The sequence below is a fragment of the Agrobacterium tumefaciens genome (genome assembly GCA_025560025.1).
Classification (GTDB): Bacteria; Pseudomonadota; Alphaproteobacteria; order Rhizobiales; family Rhizobiaceae; genus Agrobacterium.
The window spans coordinates 1,945,544-1,965,306 of sequence record CP048485.1; the positions used below are offsets into that span (position 1 = coordinate 1,945,544).

General features: G+C 58.6%; 21 protein-coding genes. 8 read left to right on the forward strand and 13 right to left on the reverse strand.

Annotated features, from left to right (window positions below; all coding sequences use genetic code 11):
- Window positions 1–12 precede the first annotated feature (12 nt).
- Both FY152_09560 and FY152_09565 read right to left on the reverse strand, forming a co-directional pair.
- Entirely contained in the window at window positions 13–657 is a 645-nt protein-coding gene (locus tag FY152_09560) for a DUF1109 family protein (protein UXS32322.1), read from the reverse strand.
- Complete coding sequence (locus tag FY152_09565) at window positions 654–1,202, reverse strand: sigma-70 family RNA polymerase sigma factor (GenBank protein ID UXS32323.1); 549 nt, start codon at window positions 1,200–1,202, stop codon at window positions 654–656. The genes FY152_09560 and FY152_09565 overlap by 4 nt, the downstream gene beginning before the upstream one ends.
- A 185-nt stretch (window positions 1,203–1,387) precedes the next feature.
- Here FY152_09565 and FY152_09570 point away from each other — a divergent pair, with 185 nt between their 5' ends.
- The gene (locus tag FY152_09570) at window positions 1,388–1,645 is read left to right on the forward strand and encodes a pentapeptide MXKDX repeat protein (GenBank protein UXS32324.1); all 258 of its coding nucleotides are present in this window, start codon (window positions 1,388–1,390) and stop codon (window positions 1,643–1,645) included.
- Between the two features lie 173 nt (window positions 1,646–1,818).
- Here the strand turns inward: FY152_09570 and FY152_09575 are convergent, their stop codons facing one another.
- Window positions 1,819–2,400 (reverse strand): ATP-dependent Clp protease proteolytic subunit, encoded by a 582-nt coding sequence (locus FY152_09575; protein ID UXS32325.1) that lies wholly within the window; start codon window positions 2,398–2,400, stop codon window positions 1,819–1,821.
- Window positions 2,401–2,635: 235 nt separating this feature from the next.
- Between FY152_09575 and FY152_09580 the strand changes: the two genes are divergently transcribed.
- Both FY152_09580 and FY152_09585 read left to right on the forward strand, forming a co-directional pair.
- Window positions 2,636–3,226 carry a protein hupE gene (locus FY152_09580; protein ID UXS32326.1) on the forward strand — a complete coding sequence of 197 codons (591 nt, stop codon included), beginning with the start codon at window positions 2,636–2,638 and terminating at the stop codon, window positions 3,224–3,226.
- 100 nt (window positions 3,227–3,326) lie between these two features.
- Entirely contained in the window at window positions 3,327–4,073 is a 747-nt protein-coding gene (locus tag FY152_09585) for a DUF2076 domain-containing protein (protein UXS32327.1), read from the forward strand.
- Window positions 4,074–4,098: 25 nt separating this feature from the next.
- On the opposite strand, the gene queF is transcribed toward FY152_09585, so the two are convergent.
- The 4 genes from queF to FY152_09605 all read right to left on the reverse strand — a co-directional run bounded on the left by queF (window position 4,099) and on the right by FY152_09605 (window position 7,244).
- Window positions 4,099–4,563: an NADPH-dependent 7-cyano-7-deazaguanine reductase QueF gene (queF, locus tag FY152_09590; protein ID UXS32328.1), complete on the reverse strand. Its 465-nt coding sequence runs from the start codon at window positions 4,561–4,563 to the stop codon at window positions 4,099–4,101.
- 17 nt (window positions 4,564–4,580) lie between these two features.
- Window positions 4,581–5,483: a cation transporter gene (locus FY152_09595; protein ID UXS32329.1), complete on the reverse strand. Its 903-nt coding sequence runs from the start codon at window positions 5,481–5,483 to the stop codon at window positions 4,581–4,583.
- Between the two features lie 156 nt (window positions 5,484–5,639).
- A complete protein-coding gene (locus tag FY152_09600; protein ID UXS32330.1) occupies window positions 5,640–6,068 on the reverse strand; it encodes a VOC family protein in 429 nt (142 codons plus the stop codon).
- A 69-nt stretch (window positions 6,069–6,137) separates the two neighbouring features.
- Entirely contained in the window at window positions 6,138–7,244 is a 1,107-nt protein-coding gene (locus FY152_09605; GenBank protein UXS32331.1) for a branched-chain amino acid ABC transporter substrate-binding protein, read from the reverse strand.
- A gap of 284 nt (window positions 7,245–7,528) precedes the next feature.
- Between FY152_09605 and FY152_09610 the strand changes: the two genes are divergently transcribed.
- Window positions 7,529–8,704 (forward strand): DUF3095 domain-containing protein, encoded by a 1,176-nt coding sequence (locus FY152_09610; GenBank protein UXS32332.1) that lies wholly within the window; start codon window positions 7,529–7,531, stop codon window positions 8,702–8,704.
- Window positions 8,705–8,843: 139 nt separating this feature from the next.
- Here the strand turns inward: FY152_09610 and FY152_09615 are convergent, their stop codons facing one another.
- The 4 genes from FY152_09615 to FY152_09630 all read right to left on the reverse strand — a co-directional run bounded on the left by FY152_09615 (window position 8,844) and on the right by FY152_09630 (window position 12,843).
- Window positions 8,844–9,164 carry a helix-turn-helix transcriptional regulator gene (locus tag FY152_09615; GenBank protein UXS33257.1) on the reverse strand — a complete coding sequence of 107 codons (321 nt, stop codon included), beginning with the start codon at window positions 9,162–9,164 and terminating at the stop codon, window positions 8,844–8,846.
- A gap of 545 nt (window positions 9,165–9,709) precedes the next feature.
- A complete protein-coding gene (gene choV, locus FY152_09620) occupies window positions 9,710–10,756 on the reverse strand; it encodes a choline ABC transporter ATP-binding protein (GenBank protein UXS32333.1) in 1,047 nt (348 codons plus the stop codon).
- Window positions 10,753–11,604, reverse strand: a complete 852-nt coding sequence (gene choW / locus FY152_09625; protein UXS32334.1) for a choline ABC transporter permease subunit — start codon at window positions 11,602–11,604, stop codon at window positions 10,753–10,755. Before choW ends, choV begins: the two co-directional genes overlap by 4 nt.
- Window positions 11,605–11,889: 285 nt before the next feature.
- Entirely contained in the window at window positions 11,890–12,843 is a 954-nt protein-coding gene (locus FY152_09630; GenBank protein UXS32335.1) for a choline ABC transporter substrate-binding protein, read from the reverse strand.
- 316 nt (window positions 12,844–13,159) lie between these two features.
- Here FY152_09630 and FY152_09635 point away from each other — a divergent pair, with 316 nt between their 5' ends.
- The 3 genes from FY152_09635 (at window position 13,160) to FY152_09645 (ending at window position 15,802) form a co-directional block, all read left to right on the forward strand.
- Window positions 13,160–13,741: a thymidine kinase gene (locus FY152_09635; protein UXS32336.1), complete on the forward strand. Its 582-nt coding sequence runs from the start codon at window positions 13,160–13,162 to the stop codon at window positions 13,739–13,741.
- A gap of 212 nt (window positions 13,742–13,953) precedes the next feature.
- Entirely contained in the window at window positions 13,954–14,406 is a 453-nt protein-coding gene (locus FY152_09640) for a pseudoazurin (GenBank protein ID UXS32337.1), read from the forward strand.
- A 238-nt stretch (window positions 14,407–14,644) separates the two neighbouring features.
- Window positions 14,645–15,802, forward strand: a complete 1,158-nt coding sequence (locus FY152_09645; protein UXS33258.1) for a DUF2333 family protein — start codon at window positions 14,645–14,647, stop codon at window positions 15,800–15,802.
- Window positions 15,803–15,824: 22 nt separating this feature from the next.
- Here FY152_09645 and FY152_09650 read toward each other — a convergent pair whose 3' ends face one another.
- Both FY152_09650 and FY152_09655 read right to left on the reverse strand, forming a co-directional pair.
- Entirely contained in the window at window positions 15,825–16,541 is a 717-nt protein-coding gene (locus FY152_09650) for a LuxR family transcriptional regulator (protein ID UXS32338.1), read from the reverse strand.
- A 100-nt stretch (window positions 16,542–16,641) separates the two neighbouring features.
- A complete protein-coding gene (locus tag FY152_09655; GenBank protein ID UXS32339.1) occupies window positions 16,642–17,163 on the reverse strand; it encodes a TIGR00645 family protein in 522 nt (173 codons plus the stop codon).
- A gap of 359 nt (window positions 17,164–17,522) precedes the next feature.
- Between FY152_09655 and FY152_09660 the strand changes: the two genes are divergently transcribed.
- The gene (locus FY152_09660) at window positions 17,523–19,760 is read left to right on the forward strand and encodes a TonB-dependent hemoglobin/transferrin/lactoferrin family receptor (GenBank protein UXS32340.1); all 2,238 of its coding nucleotides are present in this window, start codon (window positions 17,523–17,525) and stop codon (window positions 19,758–19,760) included.
- Window positions 19,761–19,763: the final 3 nt, after the last annotated feature.

Here is a 19,763-nt window from a genome sequence, read left to right on the forward strand (position 1 = left end):
TGGATACGCTCTTTACCAGCGCAGAAGGCGTGCGCCGGCAAAAGCGCCGATAAAGCCGGTCAAGAGAATGCCGAGCGAATACCAGATCAGCACGAATGCCATGCCGTTTTCGGTGCAGAACCACGAATAGACCCAGGCTCCCGCCGCACCTGCCGCGATGCCTGCGACAAAACCCGCAAGTGTCGGATCGGCGGGCGCGGAACGCTTGAGAACCGAAAAATTCGCCAGAAAGATGGGAAGCGCAAAAGCAATGATCAGAAACGGGCAATGCAGCGCCGACGATCCCATGATCAGGGCACCGTAATTGCCCGGCAAGGCGAACCCCAGCTGAACGAGCGCTATCGCCGCCATTGCAACGAAAATCACCGCAAGCCACACGAAAAGACGGCCGCTCTCGCCATCGGGCCGGGCAAGACGTCTGACAGCAAAAAAAGCAGCCACGGCCAGCAAGGCATTATAGGCGGACTTGATCCAGAAACCCACTTCGGTCATCGCACCGCCCATATCGCCGCGCATCCCGAGAATGAAGAGCAGCAGCAGCAGCGAAACGACAATCCCCGCCAGGACGGCAAGCGTCAGCCTGCGCTCCAGCGCAAAAGCGGGGACAGGCTTCAGATCACCCGCCAGTCGGTCAATGATGTCATCCGTCTTTCTCACGTGTCTCCCCGCAACTTTGCCGCCAGGATTTTCAATGTCCTGTGAATGCCGACCCTCGCTGCAAGCTCGGTCTGGCCGGATTTCTCTGCCGCTTCGGCGATTGACTGACCTTCGAGTTTTACCCGTCGAATGAGGTCGCGTTGCCGCTCCGGCAAATCATCGAGCAACCGCTCGACATCCATGCGCGCCGTGACCGCGTCGACAGACGATTCCGCCTCCAGCGTCTCATCCAGCTCGACTTCCGCCAGCCTGCGCGCGCCCCTGCCCCGATAGTGGTCGATGAGCTTGTAGCGCGCTATCGAAAAAAACCACGCCGTAAAGGGTCGCGCACGGTCGTAGGTCTCCCGCTTGGCGTGGAGCGATAACAGCGTCTCCTGCACAAGATCCTCCAGATCACCTCTGGAGGAGGACGCCATGCGGCGTCCGTAATAGGCGATCAGCAGCCTGCGAAGGGCATGAAGCAAATGCCTGTAGGCGCCTTCGTCCCCGTCAAGGGAACGCAGCATCAGCATTTTTAATGTTTCTTCCGAAAGGCTGCCTGTCATCGTCACTATCAGGTTATTCGCAGTCCGCAGGATATTGTTACATAATGGTTTGAAAAAAATCTCGCCCGAATATCTCGTCACAAGCGCGTGAAGCTGTAACGATGGGCCACTCCCGACCGAATGGACAAGAGTGAGCCCCGGCACAATGCCGGCGGACATAAAACGACGTCCAGAGGAGACCCTTCATGACCCGCATTTTTGCCGCCATCGCCACCGCCTCGATGCTGTCAGCACTGTCTTTCGCAGGCATTGCCCAAGCCGACAGCATGAAAACCGATGCGATGAAGAAGGATACCATGCACAGCGACACCATGAAGACGGAGACGATGAAAAAGGACGGCATGTCCATGGCCAGCAAGAAGGACTGCATGCACAAGGCCGGCATGGAAATGGACAAGATGAAAAAGGCCGACATGATGAAGGCCTGTGACACCATGAAATGACACCAGAGCATTTCCGCTTTTCTCCGAAACGCGAAAACAATCTGTCTCTTTGTTTTTACGCATTGTCCTGACGTAAAAGCGATCCCGCTTTTACTGGAAATGCTCTAGCCTGAATGGAAAAAGCCCGCGCCGGTTCTCACCGGCACGGGCTTTTTCAACGGAAAGTCAGAAACTTAAAGTTCCGACTGGCTTTCGACGATCTTGCCGACGAGGCCATAATCCTTGGCTTCTTCCGCGCCCAGCCAGTAGTCGCGGTCGATATCCTTGGCGATCTTTTCTTCGCTCTGGCCGGTGGCCTTGGAGAAGATCTTGATCAGGCGCTGGTTCATCTTGATGATTTCGCGAGCCTGGATTTCGATGTCGGATGCCATGCCGCGCGTACCGCCGGAGGGTTGGTGCAGCAGGAAGCGGGTGTTCGGCAGGCAAAGGCGGCGTTCCTTCGGCACCGATACATAGATCAGCGCGCCGGCAGAGGCGACCCAGCCCGTGCCGATGATATAGACCTTCGGCTTGATGAAATTGATCATGTCATGGATGGAATCACCCGATTCGACATGGCCGCCCGGCGAATTGACGTAAACGCGAATGTCGTCGTCGCTGGCGGCGGCAAGGGCCACGAGCTGCGTGCAGACCTTCTGCGCCAGTTCCTGCGTGATGCCACCATAGATGAAGATCGAACGCGACTTGAAAAGATTCGCTTCCGTTTCCTTGCCGATCGGCAGTTCCTTGCTCTTGTCGTCTTCGTCTTCGTTCATCAACGGCTCTCTCCAGCGTAATTCGTGCATGCCCTTCGGACATAGTGCGACTTGTTACGTAAGGCAATGAGAGAAAAAGGCAAGGTTTGCGCCTGAACAATAAACATTACCCCCGGCAGATGACGCATGGACAGCCTCTCGCCATTCGCGATATCGTCGGCCCCTCGTTGCAGTGCCGCTGTTGCTGGAAACCCCAAGATTCCCATGCCGGCGGCGACAATCAAAAGAGGGAACCATGCTGAAAAGACTAAGCCTCACTGCCGCCGCACTGGGCATTACCACCCTGCCCGCTTTCGCCCATCTGAACCCGGAAGAACACGGTTCCTTCATGGCCGGTGTTTCCCACCCCTTCTTTGGTGCGGACCACATTCTGGCGATGGTGGCCGTCGGCATCTGGGCCTCGCAGATCGCCGTGGCGCAGAACGACCGCAAGGCATTGTGGATCGTGCCTTCCGCCTTCGTCGGCACCATGGCCGCCGGCTTCCTGATGGCGGTCTACGGCATCGAACTTCCCTTCGTCGAACCTGCCATTCTCGCCTCCGTCATCGGCCTCGGCCTGCTGGTTGCCATGGCGGCAAGGCTTCCGACGGCCGCCGCTGCTGCGGTGGTCGGCGCTTTCGCCCTTTTCCACGGCCACGCCCATGGCGGTGAACTCGGCAGCGCCGGCGCATGGCAATTCGGCATCGGCTTCATGATCGCGACAGCCATCCTGCATGCGGCCGGTATTGCACTCGGCCTCGGCATTGCGCGTTTCGGCACAGTCGCAAGCCGCACCGTCGGCGCGTTGACGGCGATAGCGGGCCTGTCGCTCGCCTTCGGCGGCTGACGATCATTACCGAAATTTAAAATTCGGACCGCTTTGAAAAGCCGGAATTGAGGCCTACCTCCTTATCGTGGATTTTCGCTTCACGGTAAGGAGGCATCATATGTCACCGGAAGAAAGCCAGCTTCTCAAGGCCCTGTTCGACAGGACCAGAACCGCATCCGCCACCCCGCGTGACCGCGAGGCGGAAACATTGATCGCAGACGCCGTGCGCGATCAGCCCGCAGCCCCCTATTATCTCGCCCAGGCGGTGATCGTTCAGGAAAAGGGTCTCGAAGCGGCAGCAGCCCATATCAAGCAGCTCGAAGACCGTATCCACGCGCTGGAAAGCGGCAATGCCGCCCCGCAGGCGGCCGCTCAGGGCGGTTTTCTGAGTTCCATCTTCGGCACCGGCCAGCCGCAGCCGCCTGCACCGACGCCCGCCCCTGCCCCACAGACATCCTGGCGTAACGACACCGCCGGCCAGACAGCCGGTCCCTGGGGATCGCCAGCCGGTCAACAGCAACCCGGCGGCCCCTGGAGCCAGCAGCCCGGCGCAGTCGGCCGTTCAGGCGGCGGCTTTTTGCAGGGCGCGCTCGGCACCGCCGCCGGCGTCGCTGGCGGCATGCTGCTTGCCAATTCGCTGAGCGGAATTTTCGGCAGCCACATGTCGTCACTCGGCCTGGGGTCGCCCTTCGGCGGCGGGACTGCCGCCGGCAACGCCCCCGTCGAGGAAACCGTCATCAACAATTACTACGGCGACAGCAACAACCCGCAGAATAACGACGATGACGATATCCAGCAGGCCGACTACGATGACAGCACTGACGACGTGGATTCCGATTCAGGCGACGACGGTTCGTTCGCCTGAATCTTCGTGACTTTAAACAGCCGGATCAGCCGCGACCGCGATAGGGCGCAACACCCTGATCCGGCAGCCACACGCCTTCGGGCGCCGCTCCGGTCTGCCAGAAAACGTCGATCGGAATGCCGCCGCGCGGATACCAGTAGGCGCCGATCCTCAGCCATTTCGGCTGCAACAGGTCCACAAGCCGCTTGGCGATATAGACGGAGCAATCCTCGTGGAAAGCGCCGTGATTGCGGAAGGATTGCAGGAACAGCTTCAGCGACTTGGATTCCACCAGGAAATCACCCGGAATATAGTCGATGACGATATGGGCGAAATCCGGCTGGCCGGTCATCGGGCAAAGCGAGGTGAATTCGGGCGCGGTGAAACGCACCACGTAATCGGTGCCGGCATTGCCGTTCGGCACCTTTTCGAGAATGGCCTTTTCCGGGCTCTCTGGCGTATCGACCTTCGTGCCCAGCTGCGACAGGCCGGAAACATCCGTCACGGACATGGAAAACTCCTGACTATTCAAACAATCACTTTGACGCCATGCGCCTTTTCGCCTTCCGGCTCGACGTGAATGGCAAGGCTTGCGCCCGGTATGACGTCCCTTATGGCATCTTCAAGGCGGTCGCAAATATCATGCGCCGCCCGCACCGTCATCGTTGCGGGGACAACGACGTGAAAATCGATGAAGGCGGCCGCGCCGGCGCGGCGCGTCCTGAGGTCATGTACGCCAATGACGCCGCCGGAATGTTCGGCGATGGCCTTCTTGATCGCCTCGTCCTCTTCCGGCTCCACCGCACGGTCCATCAGCCCGCCAAGCGAATGCAGAATGACCTTCGATCCCTGAAACAGGATGTTGATGGCCACCAGAATGGCGAGCAGCGGATCGAGAATGGCATAACCCGTTACCAGAGCCAGAATAAGACCGACGAGAACACCCGCCGAGGTCACGACGTCGGACATGATGTGGTGGCCATCAGCGGCAAGCGCCGGCGAGGCATATTTTCTGCCGACGCGGATCAGGGTCGTTGCCCATACCGCATTGATGACGGCTGCAAACGCGTTGATGGCAAGACCCAGAACCGGAGCCTCCGGCAGCCTCGGGTTGAACAGACCGCCCCAGGCCTCCTGCACGATCAGCAGTGCGGCAACGACGATCAGCACGCCTTCCACCACGGCGGAAATATATTCCGCCTTGTGGTGGCCGAACTGGTGATCGTCATCGGCAGGCTTCTGCGCATAACGAATGACGAAATAGGCAATGAAGGCCGCGACTACATTAACGGTCGATTCCAGACCGTCAGACAGAAGCGCCACCGACCCCGTGACCCACCAGGCCACTAGCTTGAGACCCAGCACGCCGAAAGAAAGCGGAATGCCCCAGAATGCGAGCTTCCTTACCAGTGCATTGCCTTCACTGTTCATTTTTTGCCCCCGTGCGGATGCGAACGAATTGCAGAACCGACTGCCAAAACGCACGAACCGCGCGCACGGGTTTCCCGTGCGCGCGGTTCGCTATTTGCGTTTTCTATCGTTCAAACCGCAGCCGAGGTCAAGACCCTCAAGGCCGCGCCAAGGCTGTCACGCCTCGCTTTTCTGTTCGCAGAAACGGATTCGGTTGCCGAACGGGTCGATGACTTCCATCATCTCGCCCCAGGGCAATGCCTCAACCCCCGGCTTCAGGAAGCGATAATCCTTGCCCGCCAGTTCCTGCTGAAAGGCGTGGACGCCCCGCATGGTGACGAAGACGTTGGAGCCCGGCGTCGCATCGCCGTGATGACCGCTGAGGTGAAGCCCCATTCCGGCCCGGGAAACCTGCATATAGAGCGGAAAGTTTTCGCCGAAACGATGTTCCCAGTCGATCTGGAAGCCGAGAAAATCAACGTAGAATTCCCGCGCCTTGGCTTCATCGAAAATTCTGATGATCGGGAATATCTGGCGGAAGCCGATGTCCGGAAGGTCTTCCGCGCCCGAGGCGCTCACATCCGGGGCATTAAGATCGTTGCCCATTCTGCATTCCCTTTTCCAGACGTTTGGAAACGGTACCGGCCGCAGCGGGTGCGGCCGGTACTTATCGCCTTATTCGGCTGCGACGATCTTGCCGTCCTGCCACTTGTAGAGCGAGAAGGCCTGCGACGTCAGGTCGCCGTTTTCGCCATAGGTGACCTTGCCGATTGCGGTTGCGAAAGCATCGCCGCTCTTCAGAGCCGTGGCGACCGCTTCGGAATCCTTGGCGCTGCCAGCCTTCTCAATGCCTGCTTTGAGCACTTCGACGGCGGCATAGGCGTTGAGGGTGAAGGCTTCCGCCGGAATGTTGGCGGCCTTCAGCGCCTCGGCGGCGGCCTTGGAATCGTCATTCTTCAGCGCGTCGGAAGCATTGGTGAAGATCGTGCCTTCGCCGGCCTTCGAGCCGATGTTCCAGAACTCGCTGTTCGAGAGGCCGTCACCGCCGATAACGGCAGCCTTGGCGCCGATATCGTTCAGCTGACGCACAAGAAGACCGGCTTCCGGGTGGTAACCGCCGAAATAGACGATGTCGACATTTTCAGACTTCAGGCGGGCCGTCAGCGCGCCGAGGTCCTTTTCGCCGGGCGTCAGGGCATCATAGAGAACTTCGGTAACGCCGCCGGCATTCAGCGTCGTCTTGAAGGCATCCGCCAGACCCTTGCCGTAAGCGCCCTTGTCGTGAATGATGGCGATCTTCTTATCCTTGAGGTTGCCAAGCACGTATTTCGCTGCAACCTCTGCCTGCTGGTCGTCACGGCCGCAGGTACGGAAAACATTGGCAAGGCCACGGTTCGTCAGGCCCGGCGCGGTCGCCGTCGGCGTGATCATCAGGACGCCGTTTTCAGCAAAGACATCCGATGCCGGGATGGCGACGCCGGATGTGACCGGGCCGACCACGAAGTGGATGCCTTCGGCGACGAGCTGGTTGGCTGCGGAAACGCCCTGCTTCGGCTCACCGCCGTCATCGGCGAGCTTCAGAACAACCTGTTCTCCGAGAATGCCGCCCTTCTTGTTGATTTCATTGACTGCCGTCTGAGCGCCGTTCTTGACCTGGTCGCCATAGGCGGCGACAGGACCGGTCAGGGGCGCAATCAGGCCGATGACGATTTCGGCATGGGCAAGTGGTGCGAATGCGAAGGACGCTGCGAGCGTCACGCTGGTCAATGTCTTCAGTTTCATCCTGGTGTCTCCTTGGATAGGGGGTCGCGGACCCGATGAGCGCCTTGGGCGTCGACCGAGTGAAACTTATCGGACGCCTCCCGGCGAAAACCCGTTCCATGTTTGAATTCCGAGCCTTCAACTCAACTCATACGGAAGGTTTGATGATTTATGCAAGTCACCTTTGCTGGATAAGGTCTATTCGCGGTAAATCAATCGCGAAGCTTGCCATGATCGCGTCATCGAAACGAATGAGGGACAGCGTAAATCCTTTGCGTTTGGCCACGGCTCGGGGATAATACGCCATGATCGCAGTAGACGACGAATTTCTGACGGGCCTGCCCGTCTTCCAGCATTTTGAGGACGTGGCCGACCCGGCGCTTTATCGCGCCCTGCCGCCGGGATGGGGGCTGGCCATTGCCGACATCATCGATTCGACCTCCGCAATCGGCACCGGCAGATACAAGGCCGTCAACATGGCCGGCGCCGCCGTCATTTCCAGCATCTCCAACAGCCTCGGGCGCCACGACCTGCCCTTCGTTTTCGGCGGCGATGGCGCCGCCGTCGCCGTGCCGCCAGACGGGCTATCCGTTGCGGGCATCGCGCTTTCCAACGTGCAGCGCTGGGTCAAGGACGACCTCAGCCTCGCAATGCGTGTGGCGCTGGTGCCGATAGAGGATATCCGCGACAACGGCTTCGATATCAGGGTCGCCCGCTTCCAGGCGAGCGAGGATGTGTCCTATGCGATGTTTTCGGGCGGCGGCAACAGCTGGGCGGAAGCGCGGATGAAGGAGGGGCAATATGCTCTCCCCGCAGCAACGGCAGGCGGGCGGCCCGACCTGACCGGGCTTTCGTGCCGCTGGAACCCCATTCCGGCAACCCATGGCAAGGTGGTGTCGGTCATCGCCGTGCCCGGTCCCTCACGGGATATGCCGGCATTCCGCCAGCTCGTCATCGATCTTGTCGATCTGGCGGAACAGGATGCAAGACATGGCCACCCCGTACCGGAGGACGGGCCGAAACTCGGCTTCGTGCGGGAGGGGCTCGGCCTCGAAGCCCGGGCCGGGGCAGCATATCGCGATAGCTGGGGCAAGCTACGCCGTTCGCTCCGCATCCTCGGCGAAAGCTTTCTCGTCAATCTCCTCGGTTTGACGGGACTGTCGCTCGGACGATTTAATGCGGATCGTTACAGGCGCTCGGTCGCCAGCAACACCGATTTCAGGAAATTCGATGACGGCCTGAAGATGACGGTGGATATAGACGTCATCAGGCTCGAAAAAATCCGCGCGCGGCTGGAATCGGGGCGTATCTCCGGAACCTGTTATTTCGGCCTGCACGAACAGGACGCCGCCTTGATGACCTGTATCGTGCCTTCCCCGCTGTCGAAGGACCACATGCATTTCGTGGACGGCGCAGACGGCGGTTATGCAGCGGCGGCAAGCCGGCTCAAGCAGCAGATATTGGCGGCGTCACAACCCTGAAGACCGTCCCTGGCACGATCTGTTCACCCGGTCGTTTTTACCAATCAAAATGGACGATGGGCCAGAAAACGAAAAACCGGCGTCGTGCGCCGGTTTCAACGGATTGGGGCCGCCGGGCCTTATAATTATGGCCGTGGGATCAGGCGGCGGTCTTGCTGCTCTTCTGCGCCTGGCAATAAATTTCCTCGAGTGAAGCGAGGATCTTTTTGACGGATTCGGAATTGCTGGAATAATAAATGGTCTGCGCGTCCCGTCGTGTCTTTACCAGCCGCTGCGCACGCAATTTCGAAAGATGCTGCGAGAGAGCGGACTGGCTGAGACCAACCTGTGAGGCGAGAACACCGACCGGCACTTCCGTATCCACCAGCGTACATAAGATCATCAGGCGCTTGGGATTCGCCATCGCTGAGAGCAAGTCTGCAGCGGCGATGCTATGTTCCGACAGAGATTGGTTATCCATACGCTCAAGTCTCCTGATGACAGTCAAAAAGACGGTCATGGTGGCTATTATAGGTGTTCCAAAAGATGTTTTTATAATTCGGTTGATACGTTGTATATACCTAAATCTTGCTTATATCGTGTCCCTTTCAAAGACTATTCTTCACTGGTTATTTACTTAAGACACTGTGACCAAATTATCAGCTTTTTGCCTGTTTTTTGTCAATTCAGCAATAAAGATATGTATTAGCGGCAGTATTTATAAGCAACAAACGATCAAAAGTTGAGCGTCGAAATCTTGATTCCCAATGCCGGATTTTAAGGCCACAATCTTTTACCACCTTAAATTTAGCAGCGAGCAACAGAATCTAGATTAACTTTGCGCAATTTTCTCTAAGTTTGCAATATGATTTTTATTAGCAATTATTTTAATGCATAACTTATGCCGATAAAAATATTCTTTGCTACTGTGGGAAGGTATAGCTTGCGCAGCAAGAAACGCCTGAAACAAAAAAAAGGGCCTTCCGTTGTGGAAGGCCCTTTTTGTGTTTCAGGCAGGATGCAGTATTATTTTTTGCGGTGACGGGTCAGTCCGGCCACAACTTCATCGGCTGAAATCGTGCCGACGATAGCACCGTTATCGACGATGCCGATTGCGCCGGAATGTTTCGCAAGTGCATCGAGAATGTCGATCAGCGGCGATGACGGGCGGGCAGTGGCAGCCACATTCAGCCGGCCGTTTCGCTCATCCACACCCGGCTTCATCACGTCGGCCGCGGTCAGCATCGAGATCGGATTCATGTTCTGCACGAAATCCGCGACATATTGCGTGGCGGGCTGCCTGACGATCTGCTGCGGTGTGCCGCACTGGATGATGCGCCCGCCTTCCATCATGGCGATGCGGTTGCCGATGCGGAATGCCTCGTCCAGATCGTGGCTGACGAAGAGAATGGTCTTCTTCAGCCGGCTTTGAAACTCCAGAAGCTCGTCCTGCAGGCGGCTTCTGATGAGCGGGTCGAGCGCGGAGAACGGCTCGTCCATCAAAAGAATGGGCGCGCCGGTGGCAAAGGCTCTCGCCAGCCCCACACGTTGCTGCATGCCGCCGGAGAGCTCCCCCACCTTGCGGTCGGCCCAGGCGGACAGGTTCACCAGTTCCAGCTGCTCGGCCACCATGCGCTTGCGCTCGGCTTCCGGCACGCCGGAAAGCTCAAGCCCGAAACCGACATTGTCGGCCACATTGCGCCAGGGCAGAAGGCCGAATTGCTGGAAGACCATGGAGACCGTGTGCATGCGCAGGTCGCGCAGCGCTTTCGCCGTCGAGCGATAGGGATCGACATAGCCTGACTTGGTCTTCACGCCGACATTGCCGCGCACCACCGGCGCAAGCCCGTTGACGGCCCTGAGCAGGGTCGACTTGCCCGAGCCGGAAAGCCCCATCAGCACGAGTATCTCGCCCTCGCTGACCGAGAGCGAAGCATTGGCGACACCGAGAACCAGTCCGGTTTCGGTATTGATCTCGTCACGCGTGCTGCCCTTGTCGATCAGCGGCAGCGCCGCGTCGGGCCGGTCGCCGAAGACGATATCGACATTTCCGAAGATGATGGCGTCGCTCATAGATCATCCTCCGCGCCGGGAAGACGGAAAAGCCGGTCCAGAACGATCGCCAGTATGACGATGCACAGTCCCGCTTCGAAGCCCATGGCGATGTTGACGGTGTTCAGGGCGCGCACCACGGGTACGCCGAGACCATTGGCGCCGACGAGGGCGGAAATGACCACCATCGACAGCGACAGCATGATCGTCTGGGTAAGGCCGGCCATGATCTGCGGCGCGGCGAAGGGAAGCTCCACCTTGCGCAGCACCTGCGATGGCGTGGCACCGAAGGCGACGGCCGCCTCCACCAGCGCCGGCGGCGTCGAGACGATGCCGAGACGGGTGAGCCGCACGGGTGCCGGAATGGCGAAGATGACGGTGGCAATGAGGCCAGGAACCATGCCAAGACCGAACAGCACCAGCGCCGGAATGAGATAGACGAAGGTTGGGATCGTCTGCATCAGGTCCAGCACCGGGCGCATGCCGGCATAGATCCACTTGCGCCGCGCCGCCAATATGCCGAGCGGTATGCCGATGATCATGCACACGGCGCTCGCCGCAATGACCAGCGCCAGCGTTTCCGTCGTCGCCTTCCAGTATCCGAGATTGATGATGAGCAGAAGGCCGAGCGCCGTGAAGACCGGCATGCCGACGGAACGGCGCGTCCAGGCCGAAAGAGCCGTCAGGATCGCCACGATGACAAGCGGATGCGGCGCCTGCAAAACGAAAAGCAGGGCATTGATGACGCTTTGGAAAATGAAGGAAAGCCAATCGAAGAAAAAAGCGAGATTGCCGGTCAGCCAGTCAATGGCCTCCTTGGCATATCGGCCGACGGGCAGGCGGTTTTCAGGAGCGCTGAGCCATTCCACGGTAAGAAAAGACCTTTCGTGAACTAAAACAATTCCGGCAAAAGTGCAGAGCGGTTTTGCGTCCGGAATTGCGCAGACAACAAAGAAACGGAGCATCGTCATCCCGTTTCACCGGAATTGCTCCAATGCAGAAATGACGGCCGGCAGCGGAACTGCCGGACGCGGTGCTGGCGCATGACCTTCAATGTCTGAAAATTCACAGGCAAGGTCATGCATGGGCATCGTTATTTCCCGCTGATCCGGCCCGCCGCGCAGGCCGGATACAGTCATGCATCGTCTTGCAGCTTAGAGGCCGAGAGCCTTCTTGGCAGCAGGCAGGGCGTCAGCGCTGCCGTCCTTGGTCTTGACGTTGGCGAGCCAGGGCTCGATCGCCGCCGGATTGGCCTTCAGCCAGGCGGTTGCAGCCGCCTCGCCTTCAAGGCCGTCATTCAGGATCTTGCCCATGATCTGGTTTTCCATGGGCAGGGAAAATTGCAGGTTCTTGAGGAAAGCACCGACATTCGGGCATTCCTCGACGTAACCCTTGCGGACATTGGTATGGATCGTCGCGCCGCCGAGATTGGGGCCGAAGACGTCGTCACCGCCGGTCAGATAGGTCAGCTTGAAATTCGCATTCATGGGATGCGGTTCCCAGCCGAGGAAGACGATGGGCTCGCCGGATTTTTCGGCGCGGGCCACCTGGGAGAGCATCCCCTGTTCAGACGACTCGACCACCTCGAATGACTTCAGACCGAAACTGTCCTTGGACACCATGTCGAGAATCAGGCGATTGCCGTCATTGCCCGGCTCGATGCCATAGATCTTGCCGCCGAGATCAGCGCTATGGGCGGCGATGTCCTTGAAATCCTTGATGCCGAGTTCGGCGCCCTTGGCATTGGTCGCAAGCGTATATTTCGCACCCGTCAGGTTTTCACGCAGCGTTTCAACCGACTTGTCCGCACGGTAAGGCGCGATGTCGCCTTCCATGGTCGGCATCCAGTTGCCCAGGAAGACATCGATGTCCTTGTTCTTCAGCGAAGTGTAGGTCACGGGCACCGAGAGAAGCTTGACGTCGGTTTCATAACCAAGGCTTTTCAGGAGTACCGTGGCGGTCGCCGTCGTGGCGGTGATGTCGGTCCAGCCCACATCGGAGAAACGCACCGTGCCGCAACTTGCCGGCTCCGCGGCACCGGCCGCGCTGAACGTCATGACGGAGATTGCTGCGGCCAAAGCCAGACAGCGACTTCTATTTGCAAACATTCGCTTGCTCCCTGTTTTTTCGTTCCCTTGCCATTATCAATATCTGCCGGACACAATCAACTCGCGCGCATTTGCGTGCTTTGGCGCACCGTTTGCGACAAAACGCGCAAATTAGGCGGTTTCAACCCCATGATGCGGGAAATGGCAGGTTGCGGAAATCTGTGTTTTTCCTGTCTCGGCACTTTTCAACCCGCTTCTTCGCCGTCAAAAGACGCTCAATACAGCATCGGCTTATAGACTGGAATCGATTCCGCGGAACGCGATGTGCCGATTGAAGAGGTTGGAGCAGCCCTGCAAGGCGCTCCGGGAGTGAATGATGGCAAAACTCTATTTCAATTATGCGGCGATGAACGCCGGCAAATCGACCATGCTGCTGCAGGCATCCTATAATTATCAGGAGCGTGGCATGCGCACCCTGATTTTCACGGCCGCCTTTGACGACCGGGCGGGCGTCGGCCGCGTCGCTTCGCGCATCGGCCTGTCTTCCGACGCCCGCACCTTCGATGAAAACACCGATATTTTTTCCGAAGTATCGTCCCTGAACGCCGAAGCGCCGGTCGCCTGCGTTTTTATCGATGAAGCCAATTTTCTGTCGGAACACCACGTCTGGCAGCTTGCCGGCATTGCCGATCGGCTGAACATCCCCGTCATGGCCTATGGCCTGCGCACGGATTTTCAGGGCAAGCTCTTCCCGGCCTCCAGGGAACTGCTCGCCATTGCCGACGAGCTTCGCGAAATCCGCACCATCTGCCATTGCGGCCGCAAGGCGACGATGGTCGCCCGCTTCGACAATGAAGGCAATGTGGTCAGGGAAGGCGCGCAGATCGATGTCGGCGGTAACGAAAAATATGTCTCCTTCTGCCGCCGCCACTGGGTGGAAACGGTCAAGGGTGAATAAAGCATTTCCAGGAAAAGTGCCCCCGGTTTTCCGCCCGGAAGTGCGACTAACAAAGAGTTGGAGCGTTTTCTCGATTCGAAGAAAAGCGAAAACACTCTGACCCTGCGTCCGGTTGCCGCATTTGATTTTTCGCAAGGATGACCCGCCCGCTCCCGCGCTAGAACCGCAAAGACACATTCGCGTGGATGTGCTTTCTCCCAGGAGCAAAAGATATGCACAACAAAACTGCCACCATAACCGGCCTCGCCATCGCAGCCGGCCTTTTTGCCTTTCCCGCCCTCTCGGCGGACATCGAGGTGAAGATGCTCAACAAGGGCAGCGACGGCCAGGCGATGGTGTTTGAACCTGCAAGCATCAAGGCGGCCGTTGGCGACACCATTACCTTCGTCCCCGTCGACAAGGGCCACGATGCGGCAGCTGTCAAGGAAATGATCCCCGAGGGGGCTGCTGACTTCAAGGGTAAAATGAACGAGGCCGTGAAGGTGACGGTGGAGAAGGAAGGCGCCTACGTCATCAAATGCACGCCGCATCTCGGCATGGGCATGGTCGCGCTCGTCGTTGTCGGTGATGCCGCGCCGGCCAATCTGGACGCCCTCAAGAATGGCAAACTGCCGAAAAAGGCACGCGACCGGCTGAATGCCGAGATCGCCAGGCTCGGCCTCTAAGCGCATCTTCAACTGTCCGCGGCCGGTGATGTTCGGTTAAGCCTGCTGTGAATACCGGAGCGGCCGGCGCGGACCACAGGTTGAGAAAAGTTTCGCAATCATGTTGTATCCCGGGTGAGCGGGACATATCTGCAAGGCAGTAAATGACCGCGGTTTGATGAAATGCCGGGAACGCGCGGCGAGGATGCAGCTTTTCCAGGCGGCATCCAGCCCCACGGGCAGAGGAGACTATGACGACATGATCGACCGGATCACCGCTTTGATTCAGGCAGCCTTCAGCGCCATCGGCAGGGCCGCCGGTCTCGTCGTCGCCTGGCTTTTATGGCCTTTCATGGCCGCCCATGGCTGGTATAGCGGCCGCAACTGGATCGTAAAGGGCCCGATCGCTCTGGTGCTCATTCTCCTTGCCGGCTTCTACGGATATTTTGTCTGGCAAACGCAGGTCTGGAGCAATTTCGACCCGGATTACATTTCCCGTTACAAGCTTGCCGAACGCACCGTGCCGCCCGGACAGGAATTGCCGGCCGCAAACCCCGCTGCACCCGCCGGTGCAACCGGCGCTGCCGCAAACACCTCAGCGCCGGTGTGCCAGCGCTCGGCCATTGTCGATGCCGCCGCCGATCTCACCGATTTCAACGTCAACCAGAATGCATGGATTTCCTCCATGCTGCTCTATCGCCTCGGCCTTTTCGGCATGGACTGGGACAGCACGCCGTTTCTCGACAACAAGGCGTCCTTCCAGCGCGGCGTGAACCAGGCCGTGCGTCGCACCTCTGTGGAACTGGTGGATACGCTCGGCCGCGTTCGCGGAACCTCCGGCATCAACAACAATCTCCAGGAAGCGCGTGGCAACATGCAGTTCAGCGAATATTCCTGGTATTTCGGCCTTGATCCCTTTGGCCCGAAGACGCCGACGCCCAGCTATTATCGCGCCGCCATCCGCAGCTTCCAGGCCTTCAATGGCGAACTGACCGCCTGTAAGGCCGTCTTCGATACCCGCGCCGACAACCTCATCCAGTTTATCGATCGCATTGCCGGCGATATCGGTTCGACATCGGCCATCCTGCGCGAGCGGTCGGAAAACTATAATGGCGGCTGGTTCGATACCCGTGCCGATGACCGTTTCTGGTTCGCCTATGGCCAGCTCTATGGCTATTACGGCGTGCTTTCCGCCGCCGGATCGGACTTCGCGCAGGTCATCCGCGAACGCAACCTGACCAATCTGTGGAACGACACGCTGCTCCAGACCCGTGCGGCGCTGCGCATCCAGCCGGCGATCATTTCCAACGGCGAGGAAAGCGGCTGGATCATGCCATCGCATCTCGCCACCATGGGTTTTTACGTTCTGCGGGTTCGCTCGAATCTCGTGGAGCTCCGCTCGGTTCTCGACCGCTAACGGTGCCGGCCCTGCGGCCGGCTCAATCTATCAGGCGCTGGCGTATGGCCTTGGCCACCAGTTGCGTGCGGTTGACGCAGTCCAGCTTGCGCATGGCGTTGTTCAGATAGGCGTTGACGGTGTGTTCCGAGATGGACAGAAGCTCGGCGATTTCCACTGACGTCTTTCCCTGCGCCGTCCAGCGCACCACCTCAAGCTCCCGCTTCGTCAGCGGTGACGGGCCTTTGAAGCCGCTTCGGCAAAGGCGGTCATAGGCTTCGAGCGCATGCAGCGCGATCATGCCCAGTTCGTTCAGCGACGCCTGCGACAGGGCATCGCGGTCGCCTGCGAAATTCATCAGATGACGATATCCGTTCATGCCGTTGACCGGCACCATGAGACCGGAGGTAATGCCTATGCTGCTGAGCGAGGCCCCCGCCTCCGCCAGCGTCTCACAGGCAAGCTCCGCATCATCGAGCGACCAATATTGCGGCATCATCGAAGAGGCGCCGCGCTTGATGACCGGGCAATCGCCAAGCGCACCGTTCTTTGTCATCGCATTCACGACCCAGACCGGCAGACTGCTTTCCACCACCGTCGGCAAGGCCTGGGCGTTGCCGAAGCCCGGCAATCTGAGAAGGGTCACATGGGAATAGCCGAAAGCATGCATCACGGCCTGGAGCGCCACCAGCCATTGCTGCCTGTCGGCGGCAGCCGACAGATCCCGGCAAAGGCTGGCCTGGCGCTCCGTCTTCGGCATTCAGGCGCCGCCACCAAGGGGGGCCGGGATACGCCGAAGCATGGGACATACGGCGCGGGCAGACACGGTTTCGACCTTCATATTCAGCGGACCACCTTCATCAAATGACCTGTTTCTCAGATTTGTCCTTCGGCTTGGCCATCAGTTTTTCCAGGAAGCCGAGCATGACCGCCGAAACGACAAAAGCCAGATGGATGATGGTGAACCACATCAGCTGGCTGTCCGTATACTGGCTGGCATTGAGGAAGATCTGCAGCAGATGGATCGACGAAATCGCCACGATCGACGAGGCGACCTTGATTTTCAGACTGCCCGAGTCAAGCTTGCCCAGAAACGAAACTTCATCATCCGCCTGATCGAAGCGGCTGACGAAATTCTCGTAGCCGGAGATCATCACCATCACGATGAGGCTGGCGACCAGCGCCGCATCGATCAGCCCGAGCATGGCGAGGATCATGTCCGCTTCATCGTAGGTGAAGACGTTTTTCGCAACCTTCAGGAACTTGAGCATGAAGGAGAAGGCGTAAACCGCCAGCGCCGCGACGAGCCCGAGATAAAATACAACGAGCAGCCAGCGGCTGGAGAGAATGATCCGCTCGACGAGCAGTTCAAGAGACTTCATTTCCGTATCCGATTAATGATCTGTTTATTGTTAGGGCATTCTTTATTTCGCCATCTAAACTGGCTGCGAATATCCTAGCAAGCGGCAATGTCGGGACTTTGGCCGCATGGCGGCGTTTTCGCCCCTATCTGCCGCTTTGGATGCGGCATGGTGAAGCGTCACATTTTTGCAACGCACTGTTATGCTTTAAAACATGATGTAAAAAGTCATATATAATATGTTGACAGTTATCGTCATGTTTTTTAGTCCTCGCTTATCGGCTTGCCCGTAACAAATCAAAACAGTTTCAGCCGCGACAGCAGGCGCGGCGCGTTTTTTGCGCGCCGTGGTTTATGCGCGCGCCTACCCGGGGGTATTTAATGTCCATCTCGCGCAAGCATTCCACGCTGCTTTTGTGCACCGCCATGTCTCTTCTACCGCTTGCCGGCCCAGCACTTGCACAGGATGCCGCTTCGCAGGCGAACGGCGCCACCACGCTCGAAAAGATCGTGGTCAAGGGCAAGCGCGTTAAAAGCGCCAATGCCGCTGCCGACACGCCGCTGGCGAGCCAGACCACCGCCGAAGACATCCGCGAGAAAGACATCGGCAGCATCAAGGACCTTGGAAACACCACCGAGCCAGGCGTCGATTTCATCGAAGCCAAGCCCGGCAAGCCTGGTGGCCTGTTCATTCGCGGCCTCGGCGGCGCACGCGTCGTGACACTAATCGACAATATCCCCGTCCCCTTCTTTGAAAACTTCGCCCGCCAGGGTCAGGCCACCACCACGTTAAGCAATACGAATTCGAGCTTTGATTTCTCGTCCCTTTCGACGGTTGATGTGGTGCGCGGCGCCGACTCCAGCCGTATCGGCTCCGGCGCTCTTGGCGGCGCGCTCGTGCTGCGCACACTCGAGCCGGAAGACCTGATCGGCGAAGGCAGGGATTGGGGCGGCGTTGCCAAAACCACCTATGACAGCGAGGACAGAAGCGTCGGCGGCTCGCTCGCCGTGGCCAAGAAGATCGAGAACACCTCGGTCCTGTTCCAGGGATCCTACAAGCGCGGCAACGAGACGGACAACAAGGGCAGCGCCGACATTTACGGAACACGCCGTACCAAACCCAACCCTGCCGACACCTATGAAAGCAACCTGATGTTCAAGATCCGCCAGGATCTGGAAGGCGGCCACCGCATCGGCCTGACGGCCGAACGTTATTCGCTGAGAAACCGCAGCGACATGAAGACCCTGCAGGGCGTCAGCGTTTCGGGGTCGACCTACCGCATCGGCGATTACAGGGGTTATGAGGACACGGAACGCGACCGCGTATCGCTGGACTACGAATATGAGGCGCCCTCGACCGATGGCTTCATCGATGCCGCCAATCTTTCGCTTTACTGGACACGCCTCTCCAAGGAATCCGGCGCGGGCGATCGCCTGACCAACAATTCGCTCTATATTCGCGAAGACAGCATGCGCAACAGCGCTTTCGGCATCGTCGGCGGCCTTGAATCCGGTTTCGAACTCGGCGGTGTGCAACATACCGTGCGCTTCGGCGGCAACGCCATGACCACCGATTTCAGCCAGGAGCTTTTCGCCAACACGGCCGGAGTGACCTCGTCCTCGCAGTCGGACATGCCTGACGTCAGCGGCAAGAGCCTCGGCCTTTATCTCGATGACGAAATCGCGTTTGGCAACGGCTTCCGCCTCACTCCCGGCCTACGGTTCGATTCCTATGATTACGATCCGGACGGCTCGGTATCCAGCAACAGCGGCTACAGAACCTTCGGTCTGCCGAGTGGCAACAGCGGCTCGCGCTTCTCGCCAAAACTGCTCGCGACCTATGACCTTACCCCCGAGGTGCAGCTTTTCGCACAATGGTCCATGGCTTACCGTGCACCGACCATCAACGAGCTTTATCTGAACTTCTCGAACATCACTTCGGGCGGATATGCCGTTATCGGCAATTCCGAACTGAAGCCAGAAACGAGCAATGGTTTCGAAATCGGCGCGAACTACGCCTCCGGCGATCTGGCCGGAAGCCTGACGCTGTTCCACAACAAGTACAAGAACTTCATCGAGCAATATACGACGACCACCAACCTCTTCTCCTTCAGAGGGTCGCCGGGAAGCCTGTTCACCTATCGCAACCGCAACAATGTTGAAATTTCTGGTGTGGAAGCCAAGGTGCGCAAGGAGCTCGCAAACGGCTTCTTCGCCCACGCCTCGCTTGCTTACGCCTATGGCAAGGACACCGACACGAATGAGTTCATTCGCACGGTTGCGCCGTTCAAATCCGTCCTCGGCGTCGGCTATGAACAGGACACTTGGGGCACGGAATTCACCGGCATCTTCTCCTCCGGCATGCGTGACGACAAGGTGGCCAACACCTTCGATGCGCCCGGTTATGGCGTCTTCAACCTGAGTGGCTGGTGGGAGCCTGAACAGACGAAGGGCCTGCGTATTCAGGCCGGCATCTACAACCTGTTCGACAGGAAATATTGGAATGCCGTCGGTGTCCGCGACATCAACCCCAACACCGCCAGCACCGTCAACCAGCCGGTTGATTTCTATTCCGAAGCCGGCCGCACCTTCAAAATCTCCCTGACCCAGAAATTCTAAAAC